The 24,020-nt window shown below is 41.8% G+C and carries 24 protein-coding genes; all 24 read right to left on the bottom strand.

From position 1 onward, the window contains the following. Nucleotides 1-11: 11 nt before the first annotated feature. The 24 genes from BUQ87_RS06025 to BUQ87_RS05910 all read right to left on the bottom strand — a co-directional run bounded on the left by BUQ87_RS06025 (nt 12) and on the right by BUQ87_RS05910 (nt 24,008). The gene (locus BUQ87_RS06025) at nt 12-1,175 is read right to left on the bottom strand and encodes a TolC family protein (RefSeq protein ID WP_038265963.1); all 1,164 of its coding nucleotides are present in this window, start codon (nt 1,173-1,175) and stop codon (nt 12-14) included. Then, nucleotides 1,176-4,292, bottom strand: coding sequence for an efflux RND transporter permease subunit (locus tag BUQ87_RS06020; protein WP_038265960.1), 3,117 nt, complete (start codon nt 4,290-4,292; stop codon nt 1,176-1,178). It lies immediately after the preceding gene. Further along, nucleotides 4,292-5,419, bottom strand: coding sequence for an efflux RND transporter periplasmic adaptor subunit (locus tag BUQ87_RS06015; protein WP_038265957.1), 1,128 nt, complete (start codon nt 5,417-5,419; stop codon nt 4,292-4,294). Before BUQ87_RS06015 ends, BUQ87_RS06020 begins: the two co-directional genes overlap by 1 nt. Next, the gene (locus BUQ87_RS06010) at nt 5,409-5,612 is read right to left on the bottom strand and encodes a hypothetical protein (RefSeq protein WP_207647173.1); all 204 of its coding nucleotides are present in this window, start codon (nt 5,610-5,612) and stop codon (nt 5,409-5,411) included. The genes BUQ87_RS06015 and BUQ87_RS06010 overlap by 11 nt, the downstream gene beginning before the upstream one ends. 4 nt (nt 5,613-5,616) lie before the next feature. Beyond that, on the bottom strand, nt 5,617-6,492 hold the full coding sequence (gene galU, locus BUQ87_RS06005) for a UTP--glucose-1-phosphate uridylyltransferase GalU (RefSeq protein WP_038265952.1): 876 nt from the start codon (nt 6,490-6,492) through the stop codon (nt 5,617-5,619). Between the two features lie 132 nt (nt 6,493-6,624). Next, on the bottom strand, nt 6,625-7,155 hold the full coding sequence (hpf, locus tag BUQ87_RS06000; RefSeq protein ID WP_038265949.1) for a ribosome hibernation-promoting factor, HPF/YfiA family: 531 nt from the start codon (nt 7,153-7,155) through the stop codon (nt 6,625-6,627). Nucleotides 7,156-7,276: 121 nt separating this feature from the next. Continuing rightward, entirely contained in the window at nt 7,277-7,888 is a 612-nt protein-coding gene (locus BUQ87_RS05995; protein WP_200774446.1) for a V-type ATP synthase subunit D, read from the bottom strand. 5 nt (nt 7,889-7,893) lie between these two features. After that, entirely contained in the window at nt 7,894-9,288 is a 1,395-nt protein-coding gene (locus BUQ87_RS05990; protein ID WP_038265943.1) for a V-type ATP synthase subunit B, read from the bottom strand. A gap of 11 nt (nt 9,289-9,299) precedes the next feature. Beyond that, a complete protein-coding gene (locus tag BUQ87_RS05985) occupies nt 9,300-11,054 on the bottom strand; it encodes a V-type ATP synthase subunit A (RefSeq protein ID WP_038266289.1) in 1,755 nt (584 codons plus the stop codon). 76 nt (nt 11,055-11,130) lie between these two features. Further along, nucleotides 11,131-11,775 carry a V-type ATP synthase subunit E gene (locus tag BUQ87_RS05980; protein ID WP_038265940.1) on the bottom strand — a complete coding sequence of 215 codons (645 nt, stop codon included), beginning with the start codon at nt 11,773-11,775 and terminating at the stop codon, nt 11,131-11,133. 16 nt (nt 11,776-11,791) lie between these two features. Continuing rightward, nucleotides 11,792-12,100 carry a V-type ATP synthase subunit F gene (locus BUQ87_RS05975; RefSeq protein ID WP_038265938.1) on the bottom strand — a complete coding sequence of 103 codons (309 nt, stop codon included), beginning with the start codon at nt 12,098-12,100 and terminating at the stop codon, nt 11,792-11,794. 75 nt (nt 12,101-12,175) lie between these two features. Continuing rightward, nucleotides 12,176-12,601 carry an ATP synthase subunit C gene (locus BUQ87_RS05970; protein ID WP_038265935.1) on the bottom strand — a complete coding sequence of 142 codons (426 nt, stop codon included), beginning with the start codon at nt 12,599-12,601 and terminating at the stop codon, nt 12,176-12,178. 93 nt (nt 12,602-12,694) lie between these two features. Further along, nucleotides 12,695-14,659: a V-type ATP synthase subunit I gene (locus tag BUQ87_RS05965; RefSeq protein ID WP_038265933.1), complete on the bottom strand. Its 1,965-nt coding sequence runs from the start codon at nt 14,657-14,659 to the stop codon at nt 12,695-12,697. 12 nt (nt 14,660-14,671) lie between these two features. Continuing rightward, on the bottom strand, nt 14,672-15,709 hold the full coding sequence (locus BUQ87_RS05960) for a V-type ATPase subunit (protein ID WP_038265930.1): 1,038 nt from the start codon (nt 15,707-15,709) through the stop codon (nt 14,672-14,674). Between the two features lies 1 nt (nt 15,710). Beyond that, nucleotides 15,711-16,037, bottom strand: coding sequence for a hypothetical protein (locus BUQ87_RS05955; protein ID WP_038265927.1), 327 nt, complete (start codon nt 16,035-16,037; stop codon nt 15,711-15,713). Between the two features lie 638 nt (nt 16,038-16,675). Next, a complete protein-coding gene (locus tag BUQ87_RS05950) occupies nt 16,676-16,852 on the bottom strand; it encodes a YjfB family protein (RefSeq protein WP_074210055.1) in 177 nt (58 codons plus the stop codon). A 42-nt stretch (nt 16,853-16,894) separates the two neighbouring features. Continuing rightward, nucleotides 16,895-17,386, bottom strand: a complete 492-nt coding sequence (gene flgN / locus BUQ87_RS05945; RefSeq protein ID WP_038265926.1) for a flagellar export chaperone FlgN — start codon at nt 17,384-17,386, stop codon at nt 16,895-16,897. Nucleotides 17,387-17,397: 11 nt separating this feature from the next. Further along, nucleotides 17,398-17,781 (bottom strand): flagellar export chaperone FliS, encoded by a 384-nt coding sequence (gene fliS, locus BUQ87_RS05940; protein WP_038265923.1) that lies wholly within the window; start codon nt 17,779-17,781, stop codon nt 17,398-17,400. 28 nt (nt 17,782-17,809) lie between these two features. Next, a complete protein-coding gene (gene fliD / locus BUQ87_RS05935; RefSeq protein ID WP_038265920.1) occupies nt 17,810-19,462 on the bottom strand; it encodes a flagellar filament capping protein FliD in 1,653 nt (550 codons plus the stop codon). Nucleotides 19,463-19,486: 24 nt separating this feature from the next. Next, a complete protein-coding gene (locus BUQ87_RS05930; RefSeq protein WP_038265918.1) occupies nt 19,487-19,849 on the bottom strand; it encodes a flagellar protein FlaG in 363 nt (120 codons plus the stop codon). 236 nt (nt 19,850-20,085) lie between these two features. Beyond that, nucleotides 20,086-21,189 carry a LegC family aminotransferase gene (locus BUQ87_RS05925; RefSeq protein ID WP_038265915.1) on the bottom strand — a complete coding sequence of 368 codons (1,104 nt, stop codon included), beginning with the start codon at nt 21,187-21,189 and terminating at the stop codon, nt 20,086-20,088. Nucleotides 21,190-21,242: 53 nt separating this feature from the next. Next, the gene (locus BUQ87_RS05920; protein WP_038265912.1) at nt 21,243-22,235 is read right to left on the bottom strand and encodes an NAD-dependent 4,6-dehydratase LegB; all 993 of its coding nucleotides are present in this window, start codon (nt 22,233-22,235) and stop codon (nt 21,243-21,245) included. Beyond that, complete coding sequence (locus BUQ87_RS05915) at nt 22,235-23,308, bottom strand: nucleotidyltransferase family protein (RefSeq protein ID WP_038265908.1); 1,074 nt, start codon at nt 23,306-23,308, stop codon at nt 22,235-22,237. Before BUQ87_RS05915 ends, BUQ87_RS05920 begins: the two co-directional genes overlap by 1 nt. A gap of 52 nt (nt 23,309-23,360) precedes the next feature. After that, complete coding sequence (locus BUQ87_RS05910) at nt 23,361-24,008, bottom strand: acetyltransferase (protein ID WP_038265904.1); 648 nt, start codon at nt 24,006-24,008, stop codon at nt 23,361-23,363. Between the last annotated feature and the right edge of the window lie 12 nt (nt 24,009-24,020).

The raw sequence follows: 24,020 nt of genomic DNA, 5'->3' as shown, positions 1-24,020 counted from the left end.
TTAAATGAGTCTTAGTTCCCGCCTATATTTACTGCCTTGTTGTAATCTATTATCGACAGGTTGTACTGTGAAACCTCGCTGTCATACCCAAGCTGTGCATAATAAAGAGTATTCCTTGCCTCTCTCACATCAAGTATTGTCTTGTAACCTGCGTCATATGAAAGTTCCGTAAGCCTTAGAGCCTCTTTTGCCTTTTCCAAAGCAGCATTTTTGATTTCAATGTTCCTCTTTTTAGTCGTTATCTCATTGTATTTTTGCTTTATGTCGAACTCTACATTAAGCTTAAGGTCGTCAAGCGATTGTTCTGCCTTTTTCGCAGCAAGTTCCTTCTTTTTGTATACAAATGTATTTGAAGTATATTTCACAGAATTGGTTTCAAAGTCCAGCTTCGCAAGCTCATATCCATGCTGCATCTGCTTAACGTCAAGCCTTGAATCATAGGCAGTTTGGATATCCGTTTTGATGTCTGCACTAAAGCCTTCCTTGGCGTATGTGCTTGTAAGCTCAAGCTCCGTATCAAGCGGCCTTCCTATTATCATGTCCAGCGCCATTGTTGCATTCTTATAGAAATTTTGGGCATTTTCCATGGATGCAACTGCCTCGTCAAGAGAATACTGTGCTATTAAAAGATCTGATTTCGAGACAACTCCAAGCTCATATTTCTTAGAGACTATCTCATGGCTTCTCTTTGAATTGTCAAGATTGTCTATAGCCGCATCTAGCGCGCTCTTTGCATTGAGTACTCCGTAATATGCATTTGTAGTGCTATACTTTATGTCTTCCACAGTCTTTTTCTGCTTTATGGCTTCTTCTTCAAGAGCATAATCCGCAGCCGTGGAAAAAAACTTACTGCCCAGCTGAATTCCCTGTACCGTCCCTGGCGAATAATCACTATCCCTATAGTTTTTTTCGTTATTTTTGGCCTCTTTCAACTCTATTGTTTTCGTCTCAAGTTCGAGATTTGATATCTCCACTGCATCGGAATTTTTTATAGCCTCTTCTATGGCGTCCTCAATCGACAGCAGTACAACCTTTGAATCATCAGTTTTCTCTGCCGTCTGTACTGTTTTAGAATCCGTGCCATCCTCGGCATATGTGAATATGCTCGATGCAAGTATCAAAAATGCGGCAAGAACTCCCATTGCACCTCTTTTTACACCTCTAGATATTTCCATCTAATGCACCTCTTTCTCCTTTTTCCTGAATTTCATTTTAAACAGCCTTGCCCTATTTATGCCATCGTCAAATATCGTATATACAACAGGTATGAATACCAGTGTTAAAAGCGTCGAAAACGTCAGTCCTCCTATTACAACCGTTGCCATAGGCGCCTGAGTAGCCGCCCCCTCGCCCAGCCCAAGAGCCAGTGGGAGCAGTCCGAGAACCGTTGTAAGTGTTGTCATCAGTATGGGCCTGAATCTTGTAAATCCAGCCTTTACTATGGCGTCCCTTCTTTCCATTCCCCGCTTTCTAAGCTGGTTTATATAATCGACAAGCACTATAGCGTTGTTTACAACTATACCCGCCAGCATTATTACCCCTATCAGCGCAGGCACTGAAAGCGCCCTTCCTGTAATGAACAGTCCTATGAATCCCCCTGAGAGTGCAAACGGAACCGACAGCATTACAGTAAGCGGATGTATCAGTGATTCAAACTGCGATGCAAGTATCATATATACTATTATTATGGAAAGTATCAGCGCAAGCCCAAGACTTGAAAACGCCTCTGCCATGTCCTGCTGCTGTCCTTTGAATTCGTAGCTGTAGCCCGAAGGCAGGGGATACTGCTCAAGTTTTTTCTTTATGTCGTCTGTCACAGACTTGAGGTCCCTTCCGCCGAGCTGCGAGCCCACAGTTACCGTCCTAGTCTGGTTGACTCTTGCAATTTGTGTAGGTGAGTTTCCATACTCTATATGGACTATCTGCCCAAGAGCAACGGTATCGCCCTTGTTTGAGCTTATGAGTATTTGCTTCATGTTTTCAATTGACTCTTTAACCCTGTCATCCATTGAAATTGTGACGTCTATCTCATCTCCGCCGGTCTTGAACGTAGTGGCCTTGACTCCGTCTATGGCCGCATCCACGGTATTTGCAACATCATGTGCCGTTATGTCGTAATATGAAGCCTTTTTTCTGTCCACATGTATTCTGACCTCTGGATCTCCTTCTTCCGTATCGTTTGTAACCTCTGCCGTTCCAGGTACACTTTTTATAATGTCTACAAAATCCTGTCCAAGCGTCTTTAGAATTTCAAGATCGTCCCCTTTTATTTCAAGCTCTATTGCCGCTCTTTGGGGTCCCCCTCCGCCCATTGAAGAGCTTTCCGCAACACTTATTTTCGCCCCTGCAATGCCTTCAATGTCTTTTCTCACTTCATTTACTATTTCCTTAGTAGAGCGCTTTCTGTCCTTTTGGTCTACAAGCATTACGCTTACGGAAGACTGGTTGGCTGCGCTTCTTGAAAACTCGCCTGAAGATCCCACGCTTGAAAATACCTTCTCCTTTTCAGGTATGTTCTTCACTATCTCCTCGACCTTTGTGACCACTTCATCCGAATCCTCTATGCTGGTTCCAAAAGGCATCTCTATTGCGACTGTAAACTGGCCCTCGTCCTCCGCCGGGAAGAACTCTCCTCCGACCATTCCCACAAGCACAATAGACGACAGGAACGTTCCTACAGCTATCGCAACCGTGGTCTTTCTGTGGCCAAGTACGAAGTGGAGCACTCTGCCATATATTGAGTCCAGAAATTCTATAAATCTGGTAAACATGTCAAGGAGTCGTCCAAGGCTGATCCCCTTGTGAATCCTTTGCTTCCTCTCCCCTATCTCAAGAATTTGAGACGAGAGCATAGGAACTATTGTAAGCGCCACTACAAGAGATGCCAAAAGGGAAAACACTACCGCAAACGAAAGCTGCTTGAACACTATCGCCGTGAATCCCTTTACGAATACTATTGGAAGAAATACTGCTATTGTGGTCATTGTGGATGCAAATACGGCCATCGAAACCTCTTTTGCACCCTCTACCGCAGAGTCAGCCTTTCCTTTTCCCTCCTCCCTGAACCTGTATATATTCTCGAGTACTACTATGGAGTTGTCAACAAGCATGCCTATTCCAAGCGCAAGCCCTCCAAGCGATATGAGGTTTATTGTCAGTCCGCCGAAGAACATCAGTGCAAACGTTGATATTATTGATATTGGTATGGCCGTTCCAACTATAAGAGTCGACCTTATATTCCTCAGGAATAAAAACAGCACAACCACTGCCAAAGCCCCTCCAAATATCGCATTTTGGGTTACATTGGATATGGACTTGTTTATGAATTCAGACTGGTCAAAGCCTATTACAAACTCTATGTCTTCAAAATCGCCTTTTACGCTTGAAAGCTCGCTCAGCACATTTTCCGCCACTTTTACTGTGTTTGCAACGGACTGCTTTGTAATTGATATTCCTATGCTGTTTTTGCCGTTGAGCCTGGATATGCTGTCCCTTTCCTTATATCCCCGCTCTATACGGGCAACATCGGAGAGCCTTATGACTTGTGATCCCTCAAGTACTACCGGAAGATCCCTTATCTCATCGATGCTTTTAAATTCACCTGTAGTCCTTACAAGCAGCTCTTTTTCTCCATTTTTTATGTTTCCGCCTGGAAGGTTCAGGTTTTCAGATCTTAGAATCGACTGTATGTCCCCTATGGAAAGTCCGTATCCGTATAGCTTTTCCGGATTAAGTTCTATCTTGACCTCTTCGTCCTCTCCTCCGGACACAGCTACCGACGCGACCCCTTCTATCCTTTCAAACCTGGACTGCACTTCGTCTTCGACAAGCCTTTTCAGCTCGCCTATCTCCATGTCGGCAGAAACCCCTATTTGTATCACAGGTGTTGAATTCGGGTCTATCTTCAGCACAAGTGGATTAGACGAGTCGTCTGGCAGAGCCCCTTTTACAAGGTCCACCTTTTCCCTCATTTCAAGGGCCGCAAAATCCATGTCCGTTCCATACTCAAATTCTGCAACGACTATGGAATTGCCTTCTCTTGAATAGGATGTAATCGCCTTAAGGTCGCTCACCGTCGCCACAGACTGTTCTATTGGCTTTGTCACAAGAGTTTCCATTTCTTCAGGTGCAACACCGCTGTAGTCCACAGACACTATTGCGACCGGAACCTCTATCTCAGGATAAAGGTCTACCGGAAGCATTGTAAGTGAAACGGTTCCTATAAGTATTGCTATGAGCATGAACATGAGCGTTGTCACAGGCCTTCTTACGGACATATTCGGCAGATTCATTACTTCGCCTCCTGTCCGTTTATAGTTACCTTGCTGTTTTCATCTATATAGTTTTGGCCCTTCACCACAACCTGCTCTCCCTGTGAGATACCTTTTTCAACCTTGACATACTGGCCGTCGTCCATTCCCGTTTCAACCTCTTTTGAAATCGCAACTCCATCTTCAACCACAAACACCTTTGCCATGCCGTCTTTTACAACAAGAGCCTCTGATGGGACTGCAGTGACACCTTTTTGACTTTCAGTCACAACATCTACCTCTGCAAACATTCCCGGTTTTATGATCCCGTCTTTGTTGTCAATTTCTATCTTTATGGGATATGTCATGGTCTCACTAGTAGTCGACTGCGCAAGTGCGCTTATCTTGCCTTTAATAGGCTTTGTAGATGCCGATTCTATTCTTATTTCTACACTTTCTCCTGTGCTTATCTTGTTTATGAGATTTTCCGAAACCGACGTTTCTATCTCAACCCTCGACGCATCTGTTATTGTAACAGCATTAATTCCGGGCGAAGCCATGTCGCCAGTTTGCACATTTACCATTGCTACCTTCCCCGATATAGGCGCCCTTACAACTGCATTTGCCAGTGCAATTTTGGCGTTTTCCATTGATGCCCTGGCGCTTTCAACACTGTATCCTGCAGATTCCAGTTCACTGTCCAGAGCCTGAAGCTGCATATTTTCATACTGCTGCTTTGATATGGCACCAGCTTCATAAAGTTCTCTGTTCCTGTCCAGATTCAGCTTTGCATTTTCCATCCTTGCAGACGCAGCCAAGTAAGAAGACTCAGCCGAAAAATATGAAGCCTGCGCTTGATTGAACAGAGCCTGATAGTTTTGGCTGTCTATTGCAAACAATACGTCTCCTTTTTTTACATAATCGCCTATCTCCACATATATATTTTCTATCTGTCCTGAGACTTTTGGCGAAACACTTGCTTCTTCTGCCGGAAGTATTTTTCCCGAAAGCACGGTTTTAACTTCTATATTTCTCTTCGATACCGTTTGAACCTCGACTGCTATCTGTTTTTCCTGCGGCTTTATCTCTTCCTTCTTTCCGCAGCCTGAAAGAACTACAGATAATACAATCGTCATTACTAAAAGCAAACTGACATTTTTATTTTTCATAATATATTCCCCCGTTTCCGACTCGCCGGTCGGATGTTTTTACAATTAAAATTTTATGTCCAAAGGCATATTTTGTCAACCTGGACAGGGAAATATCCATATGAATATTATCTATATCTCTGCTTATTTTATATGATAATACACCTTTATTAACACTTGCTAAAACAAATATTAAATTTTTATTAAACTTCAACAATTTATGCGTTTTCCTCCACAGTTTTTTTCATGTACTCAAAAAGTCTTTTCCCAAGCTTATCGTCCTTGAGCGCAAAGTCTATAGTGGCCTCCAAATACCCCATCTTGTCTCCTACGTCATATCTTCTGCCTTCGAATACGCACGCATACATATCCTCATTTTTCGAAAGCTCCTTGAGTGCATCTGTAAGCTGTATCTCCCCACCTTTGCCCCTTTGAGTCCTGGCAAGTATGTCAAATATAGCCGGTGTTATTATGTATCTGCCTAGTATTGCAATATTCGAGGGGGCTTCTGAGGCTTTTGGTTTTTCTACAAGATCCTCGACTCTGTATACCCCCGATCCCACGGACTGCCCCTGAACTATACCATATTTATTCACATCTTCCATAGCCACATTTTGAACTCCGAGTATTGAAGACTCATACTTTTCGTATGCCTCCATCAGCTGTCTTATGCACGGAGTCTTAGAATCCACTATGTCATCCCCCAAAAGGACCGCAAAAGGCTCGTCTCCCACAAAGCTTTTGGCGCAATAAACTGCATGCCCCAGCCCAAGCGGCTCTTTCTGCCTTACATAGTATATGTTTGCCATTTGGGATATACTCCTTACCATATCCAGGAGTTCTTCCTTCCCCTTTTTTTCAAGCTCCATCTCAAGCTCAACAGACTTGTCGAAATGGTCTTCTATGGACTTTTTGTTTCTTCCAGTTATTATAAGTATGTCCTCTATTCCAGAACTCACTGCTTCTTCTATTATGTACTGAAGCGTAGGCTTGTCAACTATTGGAATCATTTCCTTCGGCTGAGCCTTTGTAGCCGGCAGAAACCTCGTCCCAAGACCCGCCGCAGGAATAACCGCTTTTCTCACCTTGTTCATATCAATTCCTCCCTGTATACCTTTTATCCATACTACGTACAACCTAAGAGCATATCTTCCCAAGCACCCAAAAAGGGGAGAAGCAATATGCTTTCTCCCCCAGTCTACTCTTTTTATAAAATGTCAGTATTCTTATTCAGGTTCTATTATACCATAATTTCCATCTTTACGCTTATATACCACATTTGTTTCGTCTGTCTCTGCATTAAGGAATACAAAGAAAGTGTGCCCCAGAAGATCCATCTGCATTACTGCCTCTTCCTCCATCATAGGCTTAAGCCCAACTCTTTTTCTTCTGACTATGCTGTGTTCAGGAGCTTCTTCCATTTCTATTTGAGTGAAGCCCTCTATATTCTCAAATCTTATTGTCTCGTGCTCTTTGTCCTTAAGCTTTTCCTTATATCTTCTAAGCTGTCTTGAAAGCTTGTCTACGACAAGGTCTATAGCAGCATAAAGGTCTTCTTGGACTTCTTCTCCTCTGAGGACTGTTCCATTAACCGGTATTGTAACCTCTATTTTTTGAAGATTTTTTTGTGTGCTAAGAGTGGCCTTGGCCTCTATTTCCTTATTAAAATACTTTTCCAGTCTAACCAGCTTCGATTCTACCGCAGATCTTAGTGGGTCTGTTATTTGTATGTTTTTTCCGCTTACTGTTATTTTCATAATTACTTCCCCCTTATGTGACTGAAATTGTGTATTGCTCGAACTAAAATAATGTATATTTAGTTGTAAATCGTGTATATCTTATAGTTACCCAAGCGAAGCGTTTTGAAACCAACATTTATTATTTTTTGCTCTTCACCCTTTTCAGCCTGAAAAAATCCTCCCTGTCCTTTTCTTCAAGCAGCTCCTGAATGTATTTCGCCTGCGCCTTGTATCTTGGTATTTGTATTTTTTCAAGGGCATTGGCCCTCTTTTGGGTCTTTTTTATCTCCACTGCAAGTCTGTATACCGAATTTTCAACCTGGGTGAGCTCGTATATAAGGTATCTAAGGCGCCTGAACCTTGTGACTGCTATGTCAAACGCCGGGTTGGTCCTGTAGAAGCCGTAGTTTGGCGAAAGCGGCTTTTCTTCAAATTTAACGCTTGGTATTTCAACTCCCATTACGCTTCGAAGCAGTATTTCATAGTCCTCGTCCTTTTGGACTGAAAGGGCCAGCTCTTCAACATATTCAGTGCCTATTGTTATGTTGACAATCTCAAGAGCATTGTAGGCCTCTGAAAAAGAAACCCTCATCTCTTCCTGTATTTCCTTTGAACGTTCGACAAGCCCCATCATCTCCCTTACAAGCACATTCCTCTTTTTGTCCAGGAGTTCAAACGCCTTTTGGGAAAATTCAAGAGAGCCTTTAAGCTTCATAAGATTGGATTTTGTAGGGGCCATGTTTAAATTCAAAGCCATCAGCTCCCTTCACTTTTTCCTGATTCTCCAAGATATTTTCCAATCGTTTCAGGCTTTAATCTGTCAAGCTCGTCAAGAGGCAGTATAGATATCGTCTCCCAAGCCTTGTCCAGAGTCTGCTCTATGTCCCTGTTTTCATTGAACTGCTGCGACAAAAACGTATTTTCAAACTTTCTGCCAAACTCCATATATCTTTGATCCATCTCCGAAAGATCCTCCTCGCCTATTATCTGTGCGAGGGCCCGTACCTCCTGTACCCTTGAATAAGATGAAAAGAGCTGGTTTGCTATCTCGTCGTGGTCATCTCTCGTATACCCCTCTCCTATTCCGTCTTTCATGAGCCTCGAAAGCGAAGGCAGAACGTTTATAGGCGGATATATATTCTTTTGGAAAAGGTCTCTTGAAAGCACAACCTGCCCTTCGGTTATATATCCTGTGAGGTCGGGCACCGGATGGGTTATGTCGTCGCTTGGCATTGTCAGTATCGGAAGAAGCGTTATGGAGCCTTTCCTGCCCTTCATCATTCCAGCTCTTTCATAAAGCGTCGCGAGGTCGCTGTAAAGATATCCCGGGTATCCCTTTCTCGAAGGGACCTCTTCCCTTGCAGACGATATCTCCCTTAAAGCCTCGCAATAGCTTGTAATGTCCGTAAGTATCACTAGTATATGCATGTCCTTTTCAAACGCCAGGTATTCGGCAGCTGTAAGTGCGCATCTTGGAAGAGAAAGCCTTTCCACAACAGGATCGTCAGCAAGGTTTATAAACATGACTACCCTTTCAAGGGCTCCCGACTGCTCGAATGTCTTTTTGAAATAGTCGGCATCGTCATGCTTCACGCCCATTGCCGCAAATATTATGGCGAAATTCTCCTGCACATCCGCGCTTATCCTGGCCTGCTTTACTATCTGGGCTGCAAGTTCATTGTGCGGAAGCCCGTTTCCTGAAAATATGGGAAGTTTTTGCCCCCTTATAAGAGTCGTAAGGCAGTCTATCGCAGATATGCCTGTCTGGACGAAATTCCGGGGATACTCCCTTGACACCGGGTTTATAGGGTTTCCATTGACATTGTAATGCTCCTTTGTATATATTACCGGCCCTCCGTCAATGGGCCTTCCAACTCCGTCGAAAACCCTTCCAAGCACCTCCCTTGAAAGCGGTATTTGCAGCGGATTTCCCGTAAAGTGCACGCTTGAATTTCTCGTGGATATCCCCGAGGTTCCCTCAAACACCTGGGCTATTACAACATCTTTGTCTATTTTCACCACTTTGCCGCTTCGCTTTTCACTTCCATCGACAATTATGTCTATTATCTCTCCATATGAGACGCCCTCTATACCAGAAAGCATTATAAGAGGGCCCTCTATCTTGTCTAAAAATAAATATTCCTTTTTCAACGCCATCCCTCCTATTTTGCATATTCCTCGTATTTTTTCTCCAGTCCGTCATAAAATGCATCTATGTCTTCCTTGAGCTTTTTAAAGCCCGAAAAATCGTCATTAGGAATATTGTATTTCATCTTTACGACACTTGAAAATATGGCGTCGTTTCTGACCTGCGATATGGCTATTCCGCTTTTCACCGCTTTCTTAGCCCTTTCGTAAAGAATGTCTATTGTCTGTAGCATAAGATACTGCTTTTCAAGCGGGACATATGTATCCTCCTTGTGAAGCGCGTTTTGCTGCAAGAACCCGTTTTTTATAAGTCTTGAGATCTCTATTGTAAGCCTTTGTCCATCCGGAAGAACATCTTCCCCCACAAGCTCGACTATCTCCATTAATTTTTTCTCTTCGTGCAATATATCAAGGAATTTCGCCCGAAGGTCTATTATATTATCAGATACATTGTCCTTCATCCAGTCAGATAGCATTTTTATATATCCGCTGTAACTGTTTAAATAATTTATCGCCGGATAGTGCCTTGCATATGCCAGGTTCCTGTCCAGGGCCAAAAATGCATTCACAAACCTCTTCGTATTCTCCGTAACAGGCTCTGAAAAATCTCCTCCTGGAGGTGATACCGCCCCTATCACGGTGACAGAGCCCTCTTTTTTGCAAAGGCTGCTTACATAGCCAGCCCTCTCGTAAAACTGGGCAAGCCTCGAAGGCAGGTATGCCGGGTATCCTTCTTCTGCAGGCATCTCCTCGAGCCTTCCGGATATCTCCCTTAGGGCCTCAGCCCATCTGGATGTGGAATCGGCCATTATCGCCACATGATATCCCATATCCCTGTAGTATTCAGCCATAGTTATACCCGTATATATGCTCGCCTCCCTAGCTGCAACAGGCATGTTGGAAGTGTTTGCTATGAGTATTGTCCTTTCCATGAGAGGCTTTCCGCTCTTTGGATCTATAAGCTTTGGAAAATCTTCAAGCACTTCGGTCATTTCGTTTCCACGCTCTCCGCACCCTATATAGACTATTATGTCTGCATCTGACCACTTCGCAAGCTGGTGCTGAGTCATTGTCTTTCCAGTCCCAAATCCACCTGGAAGCGCTGCCGTTCCCCCCTTTCCCAACGGAAAAAATATATCGAGCACACGCTGCCCCGTCACAAGAGGCTTGCTTATGGTCATCCTTGATTCCACAGGTCTTGGGTCCCTAACAGCCCATTCCTGGTAAAGTCTCAGTTCATGCTCTGCTCCAGAGTCGTCCCTTAAGATCACCACCTCATCTTCCAGCTTGTATTTTCCACTTTCCCTGACTTCAACCACTTCTCCCGACACCTTCGGAGGCACCATAAGCCTGTGCTGTATAAGGCTTGTCTCCTGAACAGTCGCATAAATCTGCCCGCCCTTTAGGATATCTCCCTTGGACACTTCAATTTCAACGTCCCACTCCTTGTCCGGGTCTATCGATATGAGGCCTATTCCCTCGGATATGAATCCGCCTGAAATCTCTTCCATCCTTTCAAGGGGCCTTTGTATGCCATCGAATATGTTGCCTATCATTCCCGGGCCGAGCTTCAGCGAGAGCGGTTTTCCCGTTGGGACTATCTCCTCCCCTGTTTTGAGCCCTTCAGTTTCTTCATAAACCTGTATTACCGCATGTTCTCCTTCTATCGATATGACCTCTGCAAGGAGCTTTTTCTTTCCAACCATCACCATCTCCCTGACCTTGAACCCCTCTACAGAGTCCCCCCTTACAACAGGTCCATTTACCATTCCTACAGATGCTATTTTGCCGACTCCCCCTACAGATGAACCCTTGCATTTTTGAGCTTTTCTTAGATTATATCCACTATCGTTCATTTAGATCACCTTTTTCCCCGAGGTATTCATATACGAGCCTTCCTACCATATCGCGACTTTCCTCTATAATCGATGCTATAGAGCTGTCTATTCTAAAAAAACCATTCTCATCTTGCATTATCACTCCGCCTATGCACCCTGGCTGCATTTCCCCGAATTTTACACTTTCTACATCGCCACCCGAATCTTTTATTGCCTTTTCAATCATCCCCATATGCATTTGCCTGTCTTCATCCCTGATGTATATTACAACGCCTCCATTTGGAGGGATTTCATCAAACGCCTGCCTGATCCTTGAATACAAGAAATCCTCATATTCTTGCCCCTTTGTAAAATCACCTCCCATTGCATATATGTCGCCGACTATTATATCCACAAACTCATTTAGCTTGAGCAACGTCTTCTTCCTGCCCTTAGTCTGGGCTTGGGATATGATTTCGCTCTTTTTAAGTTCTCCCCTTTGCAAAAGGTCTTCATATATTTCTTCAGCTTGCTGAGTAAGCTGCGCCTTCTTCTCTAAAAGCCGCCTTTCATTTTCTTCTTTCATCTTCTTGAGCTTCCACTCCGAATCCGTGTGCAGCTTTTCGTACACCATCTTTGTAAAAAGCTCCAGTTTATCCTCAAGTGTAATCATATCTCTCACTCCAATGCTATATCTTTATTCCTATGGATTCTTTTATATAGCTTGTTATATAGTCGGGCTTTCTTAGGCTTCCCTCCCTTGATGGAATTTCAACTATAAGGGGGTATTCAAGGCTGAGCTTTAGGCTTGATATCTTTTCGCTGACTTTCTGTGAAGCTGCCTCTGTTATTATTATTATGCCTATATTCTTGTCGGATATAGCCGATTCTATCCCCTTGAGTATTTCCCTTTTTTCACTTGCAATTATTCCGTCTATTCCGGCAAGCCTCATAGCAAGCCAGGTGTCCTTGTCATCGCTTATTACAAAAGACTTCATAATCATCTTCTCCTTGTATAACGATTCAGCCGCATAGCTTCTGAATACAATATAAAATCCTTTAACAAACAGCCTCTATATCCTTCCGAGTATTAGTATCGATATTATAAGGCCGTATATCGCTATCCCTTCGGCAAGACCCACAAATATCAGCGTCTTTCCAAGTATGCTCGGGTCTTCCGATACCGCTCCAAGAGCCGACGAACCAACCGCTCCAACAGCATATCCTGCGCCTATAGTCGCAAGACCTGTACAAAGTGCAGCAGCTATGAACCCAAGCCCCGAAGCAGAAGAGACCGCTCCCGCTTCCGCTGCAAATATAACGTCTGGAACCATCAGCCCTATTGCCGCAAGCATGAGCAATGAAAAGGCTCCCATGCTCCATCTTGCTGCAAATTTAAGCCTTTTCTTTTCAATAGTCCTTTTTGAAAACTCCATATACGCACCCGCAGCTACAGTTGCAATGACTATCATAACGTTTAAAAAAAGTATTGTTTTCATAAATTTACCCCTCCAGTTCACAAAATGTTTTACCTGCTTTTTCACAGGGATCGCTATTTACTCATATACACGTACAAATACTACCCGCCAGAATCACTTGGCCTTTTCAAGCTTCACAGGGGCGAATTCCACTCCCTCTCCTTTGAAATACTTGCTGAAAAGCTCGTAGTATTCAAGCCTTAATCCCTGTATTAACACTATAAGCCCTTCAAGTGCTATTATTATTACATTTCCAACTATTATTACAAGGGCGCTTCCAGCGACATTCCCTATAAGCCTTGCCATGGTCAAAAATGCCAGAAACAGCCCGACATGGTTTAGCGCAAACGCTCCCACCCTTATAAAGGATATTGTATTGCTTACCATGCTAAGCAGCGTCTCTACTATGTCAAATCCACTTTCAATGTAGTACTCAGAAACCCCCTCATCATAAAGGGGCCTTTTTTTCATTATCAGATTGGATAGAGGCTCTCTAAGCACCATCAGTATTATCAAAACAGCCGCCGCTGTAATTCCGTAAGCTATGTTTACGACTTCAAACCCTACAAAATACTGGACAATTGTCACGAGAAGGAGTATGTAAAACATAAGGCCAACTGCTCCATTCCTTCCAAATACCCCTTCCTTTATGTCCCTTTGCCTTATGGAGTTTGCAATGTTGTATCCAAAACTCAAAAGAAGAAGTACAACCCCGAAAACAACAGAAGACAAAAGCACAAAGTCTATGTTTTCTATGGGCCTTATAAAAAGAGCGGGAAGTATGTGTTCAAATCCGAATATGCTGCCGTACAAAAAACCAAACACCATTGAACTTATTCCCAGCCTCGTAAGTATTCCCGCATACGCCCTGAGTTTGCTGCTTTTTTTCATTATATAAAGTCCCGCTAGAAGCAGCACCCCGCCTTGGCCTACGTCTCCAAACATGGCTCCAAACAGCATCATGTATGTTATTCCGAGAAACGATGTCGGGTCGAGCTCGTCGTACGATGGGACCCCGTAAAGCTTCACCAGGTTTTCAAACGGCTTTGTAAGCCAGTTGTTCCTCAGCTTTGTCGGAGGCCTTGTCCGTTTTTGGAGCTGACACCCTTCCTTGAACGTCACTATGCACCTTTGATCGGCCTCTTCAATTAACCGCTGTATCTCTTTTTTATCTCTGGATGGAACCCATCCTGAAAGCATGAAAAAATTCTTCGTATATGCCATTTTCATCTTTATTCTCTCCATCTGCCTTTGGAGCAGAAGCATATTGTATGAAATTATTACATCCTGCACGTACTCCTGTTTGAATGTCTTCATCTCTTCGTTGAGGTTGAATATTTCCATGTTCAGATTCCCTATCATGTTGTCTAACGATGAAAGTGCCTTTTCAGGCCTTCCCGATATTTGGACAGGCACTTCTATGTCGTGAAAGTTCAGCGACTTTAGAATATTCGACGTTTCAACCTCTATGTCTGAAGGGTATACAACAAGGTACACTTCCTCCATTTCGCTGCTTCCTATGTGGAATATGGCCGCGGATATGCTTTCATAGCTTTCCTTCAGCTTGATCCTTTTATCCTTTGAAAGCGTTCCGACTCTGTAGCTGAAGTATCTCATGTTTCTCAGCTGCTCGATTTGTATGTTCATGCCAGTTATATACTTTATGTTTTCCTTGAATTCCAAAAGCGACTGGAGACGCTCCTCCCTCTCCTTTATCTCATTGTGAAGGGGCTCTATCCTTGAATATATCCAGTCTATTTCAATGCTGCTTCTCCTGAATGAATGGTCCCCGCGGGCTACAGACTTGTCTACTAGAGGACTGATTGCAAACCTGTTCAGTATGACATCCAGCTTTTTCTCGAGATCGGACATGTCGAGTTGGTCGCTGTATGAAGTCACCATTGCAGACATTCCTTCCTGCTCCCCTTCTATCATCTCCAGAGTAAGGCTCATCTCCCCCGTGCTTCTTGCGAAGCTGTCTATGTGCACCTTTTCGAGAAGTACAATCCTTTTCAACACACCATCCATGGATTCAACAGGGCCTACAACAGTCATCATATCCATTTTTTCTACTGACATAATAATCCCCCCTTAAATCCTTCTTATGAGGTATTTTCTCGCTGTTGAAAATTCAATTCCATACCTTACCGCCTCGGTAATGGATATTATATCCCTCATTTCAAATTCCACCCTGTGGTAGTACTCAATAACCTGGGAAATATCCATATCCCCAGTGGCAGTATAGTCCTCGTAAAGGGCCTGCGACATGGCTCTTTCCATATATATGTCGCTTATTCCCCTCTCCACAAGCGGTGCATATATTGTACCCTTTATTTCTTCCATATATTTTTCCGGAGTACCTACAGAACAAAGCCTCTTAAGCCTGTTTCCCTTGAAATAATAGCCAAACGGAAGAGCATAGTTGAATATTTCAACCGGTGAAAGATCGTAAAATGTAACAGCCCTGTATATGAACTGCATATTTTGAAGGTCTACATTTATCCCAAGCTGCTTTTTAAGTATGTCCCTGTCATATGGATCAAGCTTTTCAGTGTGGTCAAATAAAAGCTTGAAATAAGCATAGTCCATGTTCATCTCCATGTGGAATTGCCTTTTTTCCATGTCCTCTGCAGTAAGGCTTTTAAGCCGGCTGTAGTATATGGTTCCCTGAAGCCTTTCCACAAAATCCTCTATAGTCTTCGCTCTTATAAGCTCGTCCTTTGCTACCCCTGTATAGCTCTTTGTATGAAGGAATCTCCTTGCCATTAGCTTTGGATCCTCCCCTCTGCTTATGGACCTCAGTATAAGCTTTAAGTCTTCAACCTCATATCTTACCAGCGAGAGTATTTTAAACACCTTCTTGCTCTCTCCTGTAAGAAAATGTGTTATCTTTTCATAGTCATGTAGTATTGTCTTTCTTATGGCAAACTCGAAGTCGTCCCTTTCATAGTTATTTGGGTCTATGTCCTTGAGTGCCTCCTTGTAGCCCGTCTTTTCCTTCAAATAGGCGACTATCTCCTTTTCACTTTTCTTCTCTATTAGGTTTTTATAGTCCTGCTCGCTCAAAAGCTTTGATTTGAGCGCCCTCGCCTTGGTATTCACAGCGGCATATTTTTGAACGCTAGGCAATCTACACATCTCCTTTTACAAATGTCATGTGAAAAATCTCCCTTTCTATATCTTCCTTTGCCTCCTCAAACCTCTTTTGAAGCTCTCTTTCCATTTGCTCGTACTGTTTTTCTATTTCCGTGGCTTTTTTTTCCCCTTCAACAACAAGCCTTTCCATCTCCTTTTTCCCATCAGATCTTGCTGTTCCTATGATCTCTTCCTCCATATCTTCTATCTCTTTTTTTATATTGCGCTCATTTTCGTCCATTATCCTGTTTGTCTTCTCATCCAGTTCACTGCTCCTGCTATCTATTTCTATTATCCTTTTCAAAATCTCCATATCTTCCATATCTCTCACACCGCCTTAATATGTAAAGTATATTTATCGACAAGCGCATGTCTTTGATTTACAAACTTATTCACTATATTTACCCTCGAACATCGCGCGTAACACAATTAAGCGATGTGCTCTTTTATAATATTTATGTTTCTCAGAGAAATAAGTCATTGTTATCCACAGTTTTAAAATCAAAAATTTAAAGATAAGAAAAAAACAGGTTTAATAACAATCTTTTTGAAAAATTGAATGAAATCATTCAAAAATACAGCTCTGCAGCCATTCACAAAGTATACTGCAAAAAAAATGTTTCCATGCACCCTTTGACGGGTAGAATCACATTTCCTGTGGACAGTGTGGACAATTCTGTGAATAACTTATATTCCAACAATCGCCTTGTGGATTTTTCTGTTAAGAAGATGTTAAAAAAATCCCCCTGGTTTTTTAAGAGTTTGTCGAATTTTAAAAGTTGTCAAAACACTGCAGGAAGTATATCAAAAATACAAACATTGATTCATATAACTCCGATTAAACAGCTGAATTCCTCAATAAAAAATGACCCCTGCAAATTGCAAGGATCATCACCATTTAAACTCTAAATATTCACCTGTTGTTACCCATATCAAACACTTTTCCTTCCAGACACATTGCTATAGCTTTATGTCTATGCTTCCTCCCAAATGTGGATTCACAGACATCTCCATTGTCTTTACCATGTCATTCATTTGCTCTTTGGCCGTATCCATGGCCATTTTTGTAACGCTCAGGCTTGCCTCCTGCTGAATCTTCATATGACTCATTACCGTTGACAGTGCAGCAATATCCATATCCGCTGGCCCCCCTTATCCTATTATAAATCAAGTTTCATTCTATTTCTTGTTGTCTATGAATACTCCCTGGGCATGTCTGTATGTAGACGCATACCCGCTCGAAATCTTATTGCCCATTTGCTTTCTTTGCTGCAGAGCCTTCATGTCCTCCTTGAGCCTTGCCATACTCTCGTTTGCCATAGAGCTGCTCTGCTCGTCAATGCTTTTTATCTCCCTAACCAGCTCCAGAATCTCTCTGACTCCGTCCTTGAGGCTTTTAAGCTCGGGATGCTTCAGTGTGTCAACATCGTCAAGCGAGTCCACACCCATGAGTTTTTTCATCTGCACGAAATACCTGTAAAACTTGGCGTCTATGACATCTATTTCATCCATCAACAGCTGCCTTTTTTTAAGGTTGGCAAGAAATACATCTATGTTTTCCCTTTTCATCTGTCCGTTTTGTTCTTTCGTTATATCGTAAACACTTCTCATCAAAGCCCTCTTTTGAGCCAAAAGCTCTACAATGCTCGCTATAGTCTTCTTGGAATCCATATGCATACCACCTATCTAGAGGTTCTTCTTGCTATTTTCATTGCCTCTTTCCAAGTATCTCTAAGTTCTATTATAAACCCCTTAACCTCTTCGACTATCGCCCTGTCCTTTTTTATGTTTGCATCGAGAAGCCTTGAATGCAGATAGTTGTATATCGGTCTTAGCCCTTTTGAAACCTCATAGTCCATATTGAGGGTCGAGTTGAGCTCGCTTATTATGTTTTGAGCCTTCACAAGGTTGTTGTTTATCATTTCAATGTTGTTGTCCTCGAGTCCTATTTCAGCCCTGCTCAAAAACTTAACGCATCCGTCATAAAGCATAAGCGTAAGTTCTTCCGGCGGAGCCGTCATAACCGCCTGCTGCTGATATTTAAGATGTGGATTTGCCATAGCCATAAACCTTACCGCCTTTCATGTTATGTTGTTAGCCAAGTTGCTGCGAAAGCCATCCGCTCTGTGAATTCATTTCCTGCATGGCCTTTTCAAGCGCTGTAAACTTGCTCCAGTATCTTTCTTCTACACTTGCCATTCTCCTGTTTTCATTGTCTATTCTCTTTGAAATGTCGAGAAGGTCCTTGTCAAGCATGCTCTTTGAACCTGCGGTTACAAAATCTATCATTATTGAAGACTGTACTTTCCTGTAAAGGCTTGCGTTGTCCCCTGCACCGGCCTTGTCGATTATCTCCTTCATGCCAGTAGTCATGTCGTCGAACATCCTGTTTATTATACCCGTTTCACTTCTCTTTGTATCATCGTCAGCAGAAGTGGATGTCTTAAACAAAAGGTTCATGACCCCGTCCGGGTCCTCCATAATTTTTGTTCTTAGCTTTGTCTCGTCTATTTCAAGCTTGCCCTTTTCCTGATATGAGCCCGTGGTTATTCCAATTTCATACAGCGCATTGAATGAGCCCGAAACTCCATCGACTTCTTCATAAAGCCCGGACCTTACTTTCGATATCATCCTGTCTACTGTGCTGTCGTTTCGAAGAAGCCCCGACTTAGCCTTTTCCTCCCAAAGCTTTATCGTATCCTCGTCCATTCCAGCTTTTTCCTCGTCAGAAAGAGGCTGGTAGTCTCTGTAGCTCTTTTCTGAGAGTTTGCTGTTGAGACCATCTATGAGGCTGTTGTACGACTCTACGAATTCATTAAGCTTTTCAACTATTCCATCTAAATTAGTGTCTACTTTTATTGTATGGGGCGTTCCTATATCCGCAGCCTTTAGATCTATCTCTATACCATTTATGGTAAACTGGTTTGAAGAATACTCTATGCCTTCCGCTCCGTCAAATGATATTATAGCATTTTGACCAGCATATGAATCACCTACTGTAAGTTCCGTAGCAAATACGCTCCCCATATCAGCTAATAATACATCTGCATCTGGAGTCGGGTCTGTAAAAAGATTTCCATCATCTGCTGTTATATTTATATTTGCATCACTTCCAGTGCCTTCCGCTGAAAGAAACAGCCTGTTCGATGTTTCATCAAATGTAGCTCTTATTCCAAGAGCATTTCCGTCTGCATCCTTGAGTGCATTTATACTTGAAACCAGCTCAGATATTGTTGTGTCAGCAGTATACGAAACATCTTCAGAAGCACCTTCAAATGTTACAATTCCATCTGCAGCTATGCCAAGTTCTGAGAGCTTTGTTGAAGATGTGACATCGTCCAGCCCATGCACCTCTGCAATGTCCTTAATACTCGCCTTGTTCACGCCCGTTGCAAGTTGCTCCACCTCTAGCGTATGTGTGCCCGAAAGAGCCGATGCCTGAGCCTTAGCAGTAAATACATCGCTATTCGAAGAAGATGCGCTTTTAACCCATGAAAAGCTCTCATACGACTTTGAAAGTGACGTGCCATAACTTGTGGTTCCTGTAAGCCCCAAACTTTTTCTGGCTTCTACTATAAAGTTCGCCGTGTCTTTGTTTACAGTGTTATACGCTTCCTGTGTCCAAGTCTTTGTAGTTTTGCTTCTATAGAGCTTATCCACCTTCATTTTTTCGGCGTTCATAAGCTCTTTTACAATATTTTCAGTATCGAGACCCGAAGCTATTCCTCCAAATCTAATAGCACTCATGCTTTTTCACCCCTCTATTTTGAATTATCCCCTTTTGTCTATGAATACTCCCGATTTTTCTATCATATTAGCCACCATATCGAGTACCTTTTCAGATGGTATCTCCTTTAAAACCTCTTCTGTTTCAGCGTCGACTATCTTAACCATTATCTGCTTTGTCTCTTTATGTATCGAAAATTCAAGATTTGTATTTGTACCCATAAGGTTTGGGTTTGCTTTTTCTATAGCCTCTATAAGTTTTCTTTCCCCTGGATATGCTGCCTGTTGCTCTTTTCCCTTTGACTGTACCACCATATCCGCCTTTTCAGGTGAAACCTTCTCAGAATATGAAATCTCACTCCTTTGAGAAGTCATGTTACTGTTTACTGCCGAACCATCCAGTTTCATAAACTTTCACCGCCTCCATGCATATTAATATATATTCTAATATATTTATCGGATTTTCCTCATGAAAGTTTAATGAAATCACTTATATTTATGTATATTACAGTTGAATTTCTACACATTTTGACTTTTTTCGATATGTCACAATTGACCAGCCTAATAAAATCTCTATACTTAATCAAATCAAAAATCAATCTCACTAAAAGCATGTACAAAATGCAAATGACATTTAAACCGTATTACAAAGTAGCATTTCTTATGATGTCACATATTTGTTCTATCTCTATTTTCTTAAGCCCTACAGAACTCGGCAGATTTATTCCTCTGTTTGCCAAATCATCAGTGATCTTCATTCCGCTATGCCTGCAATTCTCATAAGGTTTCATTTTATGTACAGGCATAAAAAACGGTCTGGCCTGTACTCCATTTTCGCCCAGCTTTTTTATAAGTTCGTCTCTTGTCAAAACGTGTTCATCCTCTATAACAATGGAATATAGCCAGTGCACGTTTTTTACATTTGATTTCTCGATTGGAAGGGTTATTCCCTTCAAGTCTTTTAGCAGTTCATTGTATATATTGGCATTTTCTCTTTTTATTCTTATATATTCTTCTATGTTTTCAAGCTGCGCGCATCCCATTGCAGCAAGCAAATTTGGCATTCTATAATTATATCCTACTTCTTCATGGTACATCGCACCATTGTCTGTTATGGTCTTTGTTTGAGTAGCTAAATATTTCGCTCTCTCACCTGTTTTTTCATCATTCGTAACCAGCATGCCTCCTGCTCCAGTTGTAATCAGTTTGTTCCCATTGAAGCTAAAGCACCCTATATCGCCAATTGTCCCCGTCGCCTTCCCACTATACATGGATCCCAGGCTTTCAGTTGCATCTTCGATTACATACAGGTTGTGCTTTTTTGCAATAGACATCAACTTGTCCATATCAACAGGATGTCCATAAATGTGAACCGGTATTATGGCCCTTGTTTTTGGTGTTATAAGCTCTTCAATCTTATTTGTGTCCATGACGAATGTGCCCCTGCATACATCCGCAAATACAGGCGTGGCTCCCACATACCTTATGGTGTTCACCGGTGATATGAACGTCAGCGAAGGTACGATCACTTCGTCTCCTGGCCCTATACTCAAACTTCTAAGAGCAAGGTCCAGCGCTGCCGTTCCATTCATAGTTACTACTGCTTTTTTAGCATTTACATATTTTGAAAATTCTATTTCAAACCTGTCTACATAACTTCCAACAGATGATACCCAGTTTGTATCCAAACATTCTTTAATATACTTCCACTCATTTCCTCTTATTTCCGGTATGCATAAAGGAATCATATTCTCTCCTCATTTTCATTCATATCAATTTTAATAAGTTAGCCAAAGCATTATTAGACATTATAAATATCAGTCTTGAAATACTGCATGTTCTTCTCTATCCACTTTGCAGTCTCAGTCAGACCCTCCTCAAGTGAATATCTAGGCAGCCAGTCTGTCCGCTGTTTTATCTTAGTGTTGTCTGCCCACAGTCTATTTACTTCGCTTTTTTGCGGCCTTATTCGTTCTTCATCACAGACAATTTCCACATCTTTTCCCGTGATTTTTATAATCAGCTTAACCAACTCTCCAATGCTTATTTCATCATTTGACCCCGAATTAATGACTTCTCCTATGGTCTTGTCGCTTTCTGCAATTTTAATGAATGCTTCCACAGTATCCTTCACATAGTTAAAGTCTCTAGTCGGCGACAGGCTTCCTAGCTTTATTTGGTTTTTTCCCGATATGATCTGCGATATTATAGTCGGTATTACCGCTCTTGCCGATTGTCTCGGACCATAAGTATTGAAAGGCCTTATTGTAGCTACAGGCAGGTTGAAGCTTCTATGGTAACTTTCCGCAATTTTGTCCGCCCCTATCTTGGATGCCGAATAAGGAGACTGCCCCTGCAGCGGATGCTTTTCATCAATAGGCACGTATAAAGCCGTTCCATACGTCTCGCTCGTGGACGTATGGACAATCTTTTCCACACCATATTCTTTGCAGGCTTCAAGTACATTTGTAGTTCCTTCTATATTCGTTCTTACATAAGCCATTGGCGATTGATATGAATATGGAATTGCAATTAAAGCTGCAAGGTGAAGCACTACATCATGTCCCTTTACAACCTTTGATACATTGTCATATTCTCTCACGTCTCCAGTGTAAACATTAATCTCTTTTTTCATGCTTTCATCAAATGTGTCAATCCATCCCCAGCCGTTAAATGAGTTATACTGAACCATGGCTGTCACTTCTGCCCCCAGTTCAATCAGTCTTTCAGTCAAGTGGCTTCCTATAAATCCTTCTGCCCCTGTAACTAAAACCCTTTTCCCCTGTATATTCACTATTTACCACCTCTAAATATTTCAAAATAGTCTTTATTTGCCTTATTATAATCTTCAATATAACCTATATCCATCCAATATTCCGTAATCGGAAAGCTCCCCACATTTTCAGCCTTATCTATTACCTTTTCTATAAGAGTCGTTATATCATAATATTCATCTTCCGGTATATAATCTATTACCTTAGGACTCAAACAGTAAATACCGCCACTTACAAATTTTTCAATCTTAGGTTTTTCTACAAGGCTTTCCACCCTGTCCCCGTTTACATTCAAAACCCCATATGGTATTTGCATATCATATTTGCGACTTGCTATTGTTATATGGTTTTTGTTTTCCGCATGATATTTAATAAAATGTTCAAAATTAAGCTTTGTGAGTATGTCGCCATTCACAACAAAAAAATCTTTATCCAAATATTTTTGAACAAGCTTTATCGCCCCAGCAGTTCCCAACTTTTTAGGTTCATATATATATTCTATGTCAACTCCAAAATTCTTGCCGTCTTGGAAATAGTTTTCTATCATATGTGATTTATAGTTAACCGAAATCAGTATATTCTTATATCCGAAATCTCTGAGCTGAGTTATAATTGTTTCCAATATAGGCCTGTCGCCTACCTTAAGCATTGGCTTTGGAATCTCTTCAGTAAGCGGTTTCAATCTTGTACCAAGACCTCCAGCCATTATAATTGCATAATTGCTTTTCTCTTCTGTTTCGGAATAAAATTCATTAAAAAACAAAACATCTAAAACTTTCATATTTTCATCCAAAACTGGAATTTGCATTATTTTTTTCACTTTAAAAATATTATCCACAAAGACATTTGAATATCCCTCGTGTACAAATACGCAGTCTCTATTCATAATTTTTATTGCGTTTTCCTCTATGGATATTCCTTTTATTATAGCTCTTCTTATGTCTCCATCTGTAATGGTTCCTAATAGCCTGTTTTCACCATCAACAACTATTGCTATGCCCTTTGTCGATGCATCTATAGCTTCCATGACTTTCCTTATGCTTTGACCCTCATATACAATACAGTTTATACTCTTGCTCTCTCTTTTGTTCATAAATAGACTTCAGCTCCTAAACCAAATGGTCTCACTCTCTGCCTAATGATTTTCATTTCCTCGGTATGCTTTTTGCAGGTACTCCTATGGCTTTCATATCATCTTCAATATCATTTAAAATTAATGTTCCTGCACCCACCAATACATTATTTCCTATACACACACCTTGTATTACATTAGCTCCTGTTCCCACATGGGAATTATGCCCAACAGATACTCCCCCACTCAGTGTAACCCCCGGGGCTATATGGACATTGTCATTTATCACGCAGTCGTGATCTATTATCGCCCCCGTATTTATTATACAGTTATTGCCTATGACTGTTCCTGCATTTATTATGGCTCCCGGCATCACTACCGTCCCCTTTTTTATAATAACATCCTCTGCAATTACAGAATCCGGTGAAATTATAGACGGGCTATCAAAACCTATATCAACTACCTTTTCAAACAACTTTATCCTGGCGTGAGGATTCCCAATGCTCCCTATAGCTATGATTGCATTTTTTACTCCTGCATTAAATAGGTCTTCCATATCATCATCTGTCGTGTTTATGGTAATGCCAAGAATTTTTCTACCTAAGTTTTCTTTTTTTTCTGATATTCCATATATCTCATGACTGTTTAGTTTTTTAAGCATGGATATAATTACCTTGCAGTGACCTCCTCCACCTATGAGTATAATTTTAGGTCTAGACAAATCATTTCCTCC

This window comes from Peptoclostridium litorale DSM 5388 (assembly GCF_900141635.1).
Taxonomy (GTDB): domain Bacteria; phylum Bacillota; class Clostridia; order Peptostreptococcales; family Peptostreptococcaceae; genus Peptoclostridium; species Peptoclostridium litorale.
The sequence above is the reverse complement of the archived record's forward strand: the minus strand, read 5'-3'. Positions and strand labels throughout refer to the sequence as shown.

What these genes read in the sequence shown, in the direction of transcription:
- BUQ87_RS06025 (WP_038265963.1), bottom strand. Translation starts at nt 1,175, where the DNA reads ATGGAAATATCTAGAGGTGTAAAAAGAGGTGCAATGGGAGTTCTTGCC.
- BUQ87_RS06020 (WP_038265960.1), bottom strand. Translation starts at nt 4,292, where the DNA reads ATGAATCTGCCGAATATGTCCGTAAGAAGGCCTGTGACAACGCTCATG.
- BUQ87_RS06015 (WP_038265957.1), bottom strand. Translation starts at nt 5,419, where the DNA reads ATGAAAAATAAAAATGTCAGTTTGCTTTTAGTAATGACGATTGTATTA.
- galU (WP_038265952.1), bottom strand. Translation starts at nt 6,492, where the DNA reads ATGAACAAGGTGAGAAAAGCGGTTATTCCTGCGGCGGGTCTTGGGACG.
- hpf (WP_038265949.1), bottom strand. Translation starts at nt 7,155, where the DNA reads ATGAAAATAACAGTAAGCGGAAAAAACATACAAATAACAGACCCACTA.
- BUQ87_RS05985 (WP_038266289.1), bottom strand. Translation starts at nt 11,054, where the DNA reads ATGGTAAATGGACCTGTTGTAAGGGGGGACTCTGTAGAGGGGTTCAAG.
- BUQ87_RS05980 (WP_038265940.1), bottom strand. Translation starts at nt 11,775, where the DNA reads ATGATTACACTTGAGGATAAACTGGAGCTTTTTACAAAGATGGTGTAC.
- BUQ87_RS05975 (WP_038265938.1), bottom strand. Translation starts at nt 12,100, where the DNA reads ATGAAGTCTTTTGTAATAAGCGATGACAAGGACACCTGGCTTGCTATG.
- BUQ87_RS05970 (WP_038265935.1), bottom strand. Translation starts at nt 12,601, where the DNA reads ATGAAAACAATACTTTTTTTAAACGTTATGATAGTCATTGCAACTGTA.
- BUQ87_RS05965 (WP_038265933.1), bottom strand. Translation starts at nt 14,659, where the DNA reads ATGTCAGTAGAAAAAATGGATATGATGACTGTTGTAGGCCCTGTTGAA.
- BUQ87_RS05955 (WP_038265927.1), bottom strand. Translation starts at nt 16,037, where the DNA reads ATGGAAGATATGGAGATTTTGAAAAGGATAATAGAAATAGATAGCAGG.
- BUQ87_RS05950 (WP_074210055.1), bottom strand. Translation starts at nt 16,852, where the DNA reads ATGGATATTGCTGCACTGTCAACGGTAATGAGTCATATGAAGATTCAG.
- flgN (WP_038265926.1), bottom strand. Translation starts at nt 17,386, where the DNA reads ATGGATTCCAAGAAGACTATAGCGAGCATTGTAGAGCTTTTGGCTCAA.
- fliS (WP_038265923.1), bottom strand. Translation starts at nt 17,781, where the DNA reads ATGGCTATGGCAAATCCACATCTTAAATATCAGCAGCAGGCGGTTATG.
- fliD (WP_038265920.1), bottom strand. Translation starts at nt 19,462, where the DNA reads ATGAGTGCTATTAGATTTGGAGGAATAGCTTCGGGTCTCGATACTGAA.
- BUQ87_RS05930 (WP_038265918.1), bottom strand. Translation starts at nt 19,849, where the DNA reads ATGAAACTGGATGGTTCGGCAGTAAACAGTAACATGACTTCTCAAAGG.
- BUQ87_RS05925 (WP_038265915.1), bottom strand. Translation starts at nt 21,189, where the DNA reads ATGATTCCTTTATGCATACCGGAAATAAGAGGAAATGAGTGGAAGTAT.
- BUQ87_RS05915 (WP_038265908.1), bottom strand. Translation starts at nt 23,308, where the DNA reads ATGAACAAAAGAGAGAGCAAGAGTATAAACTGTATTGTATATGAGGGT.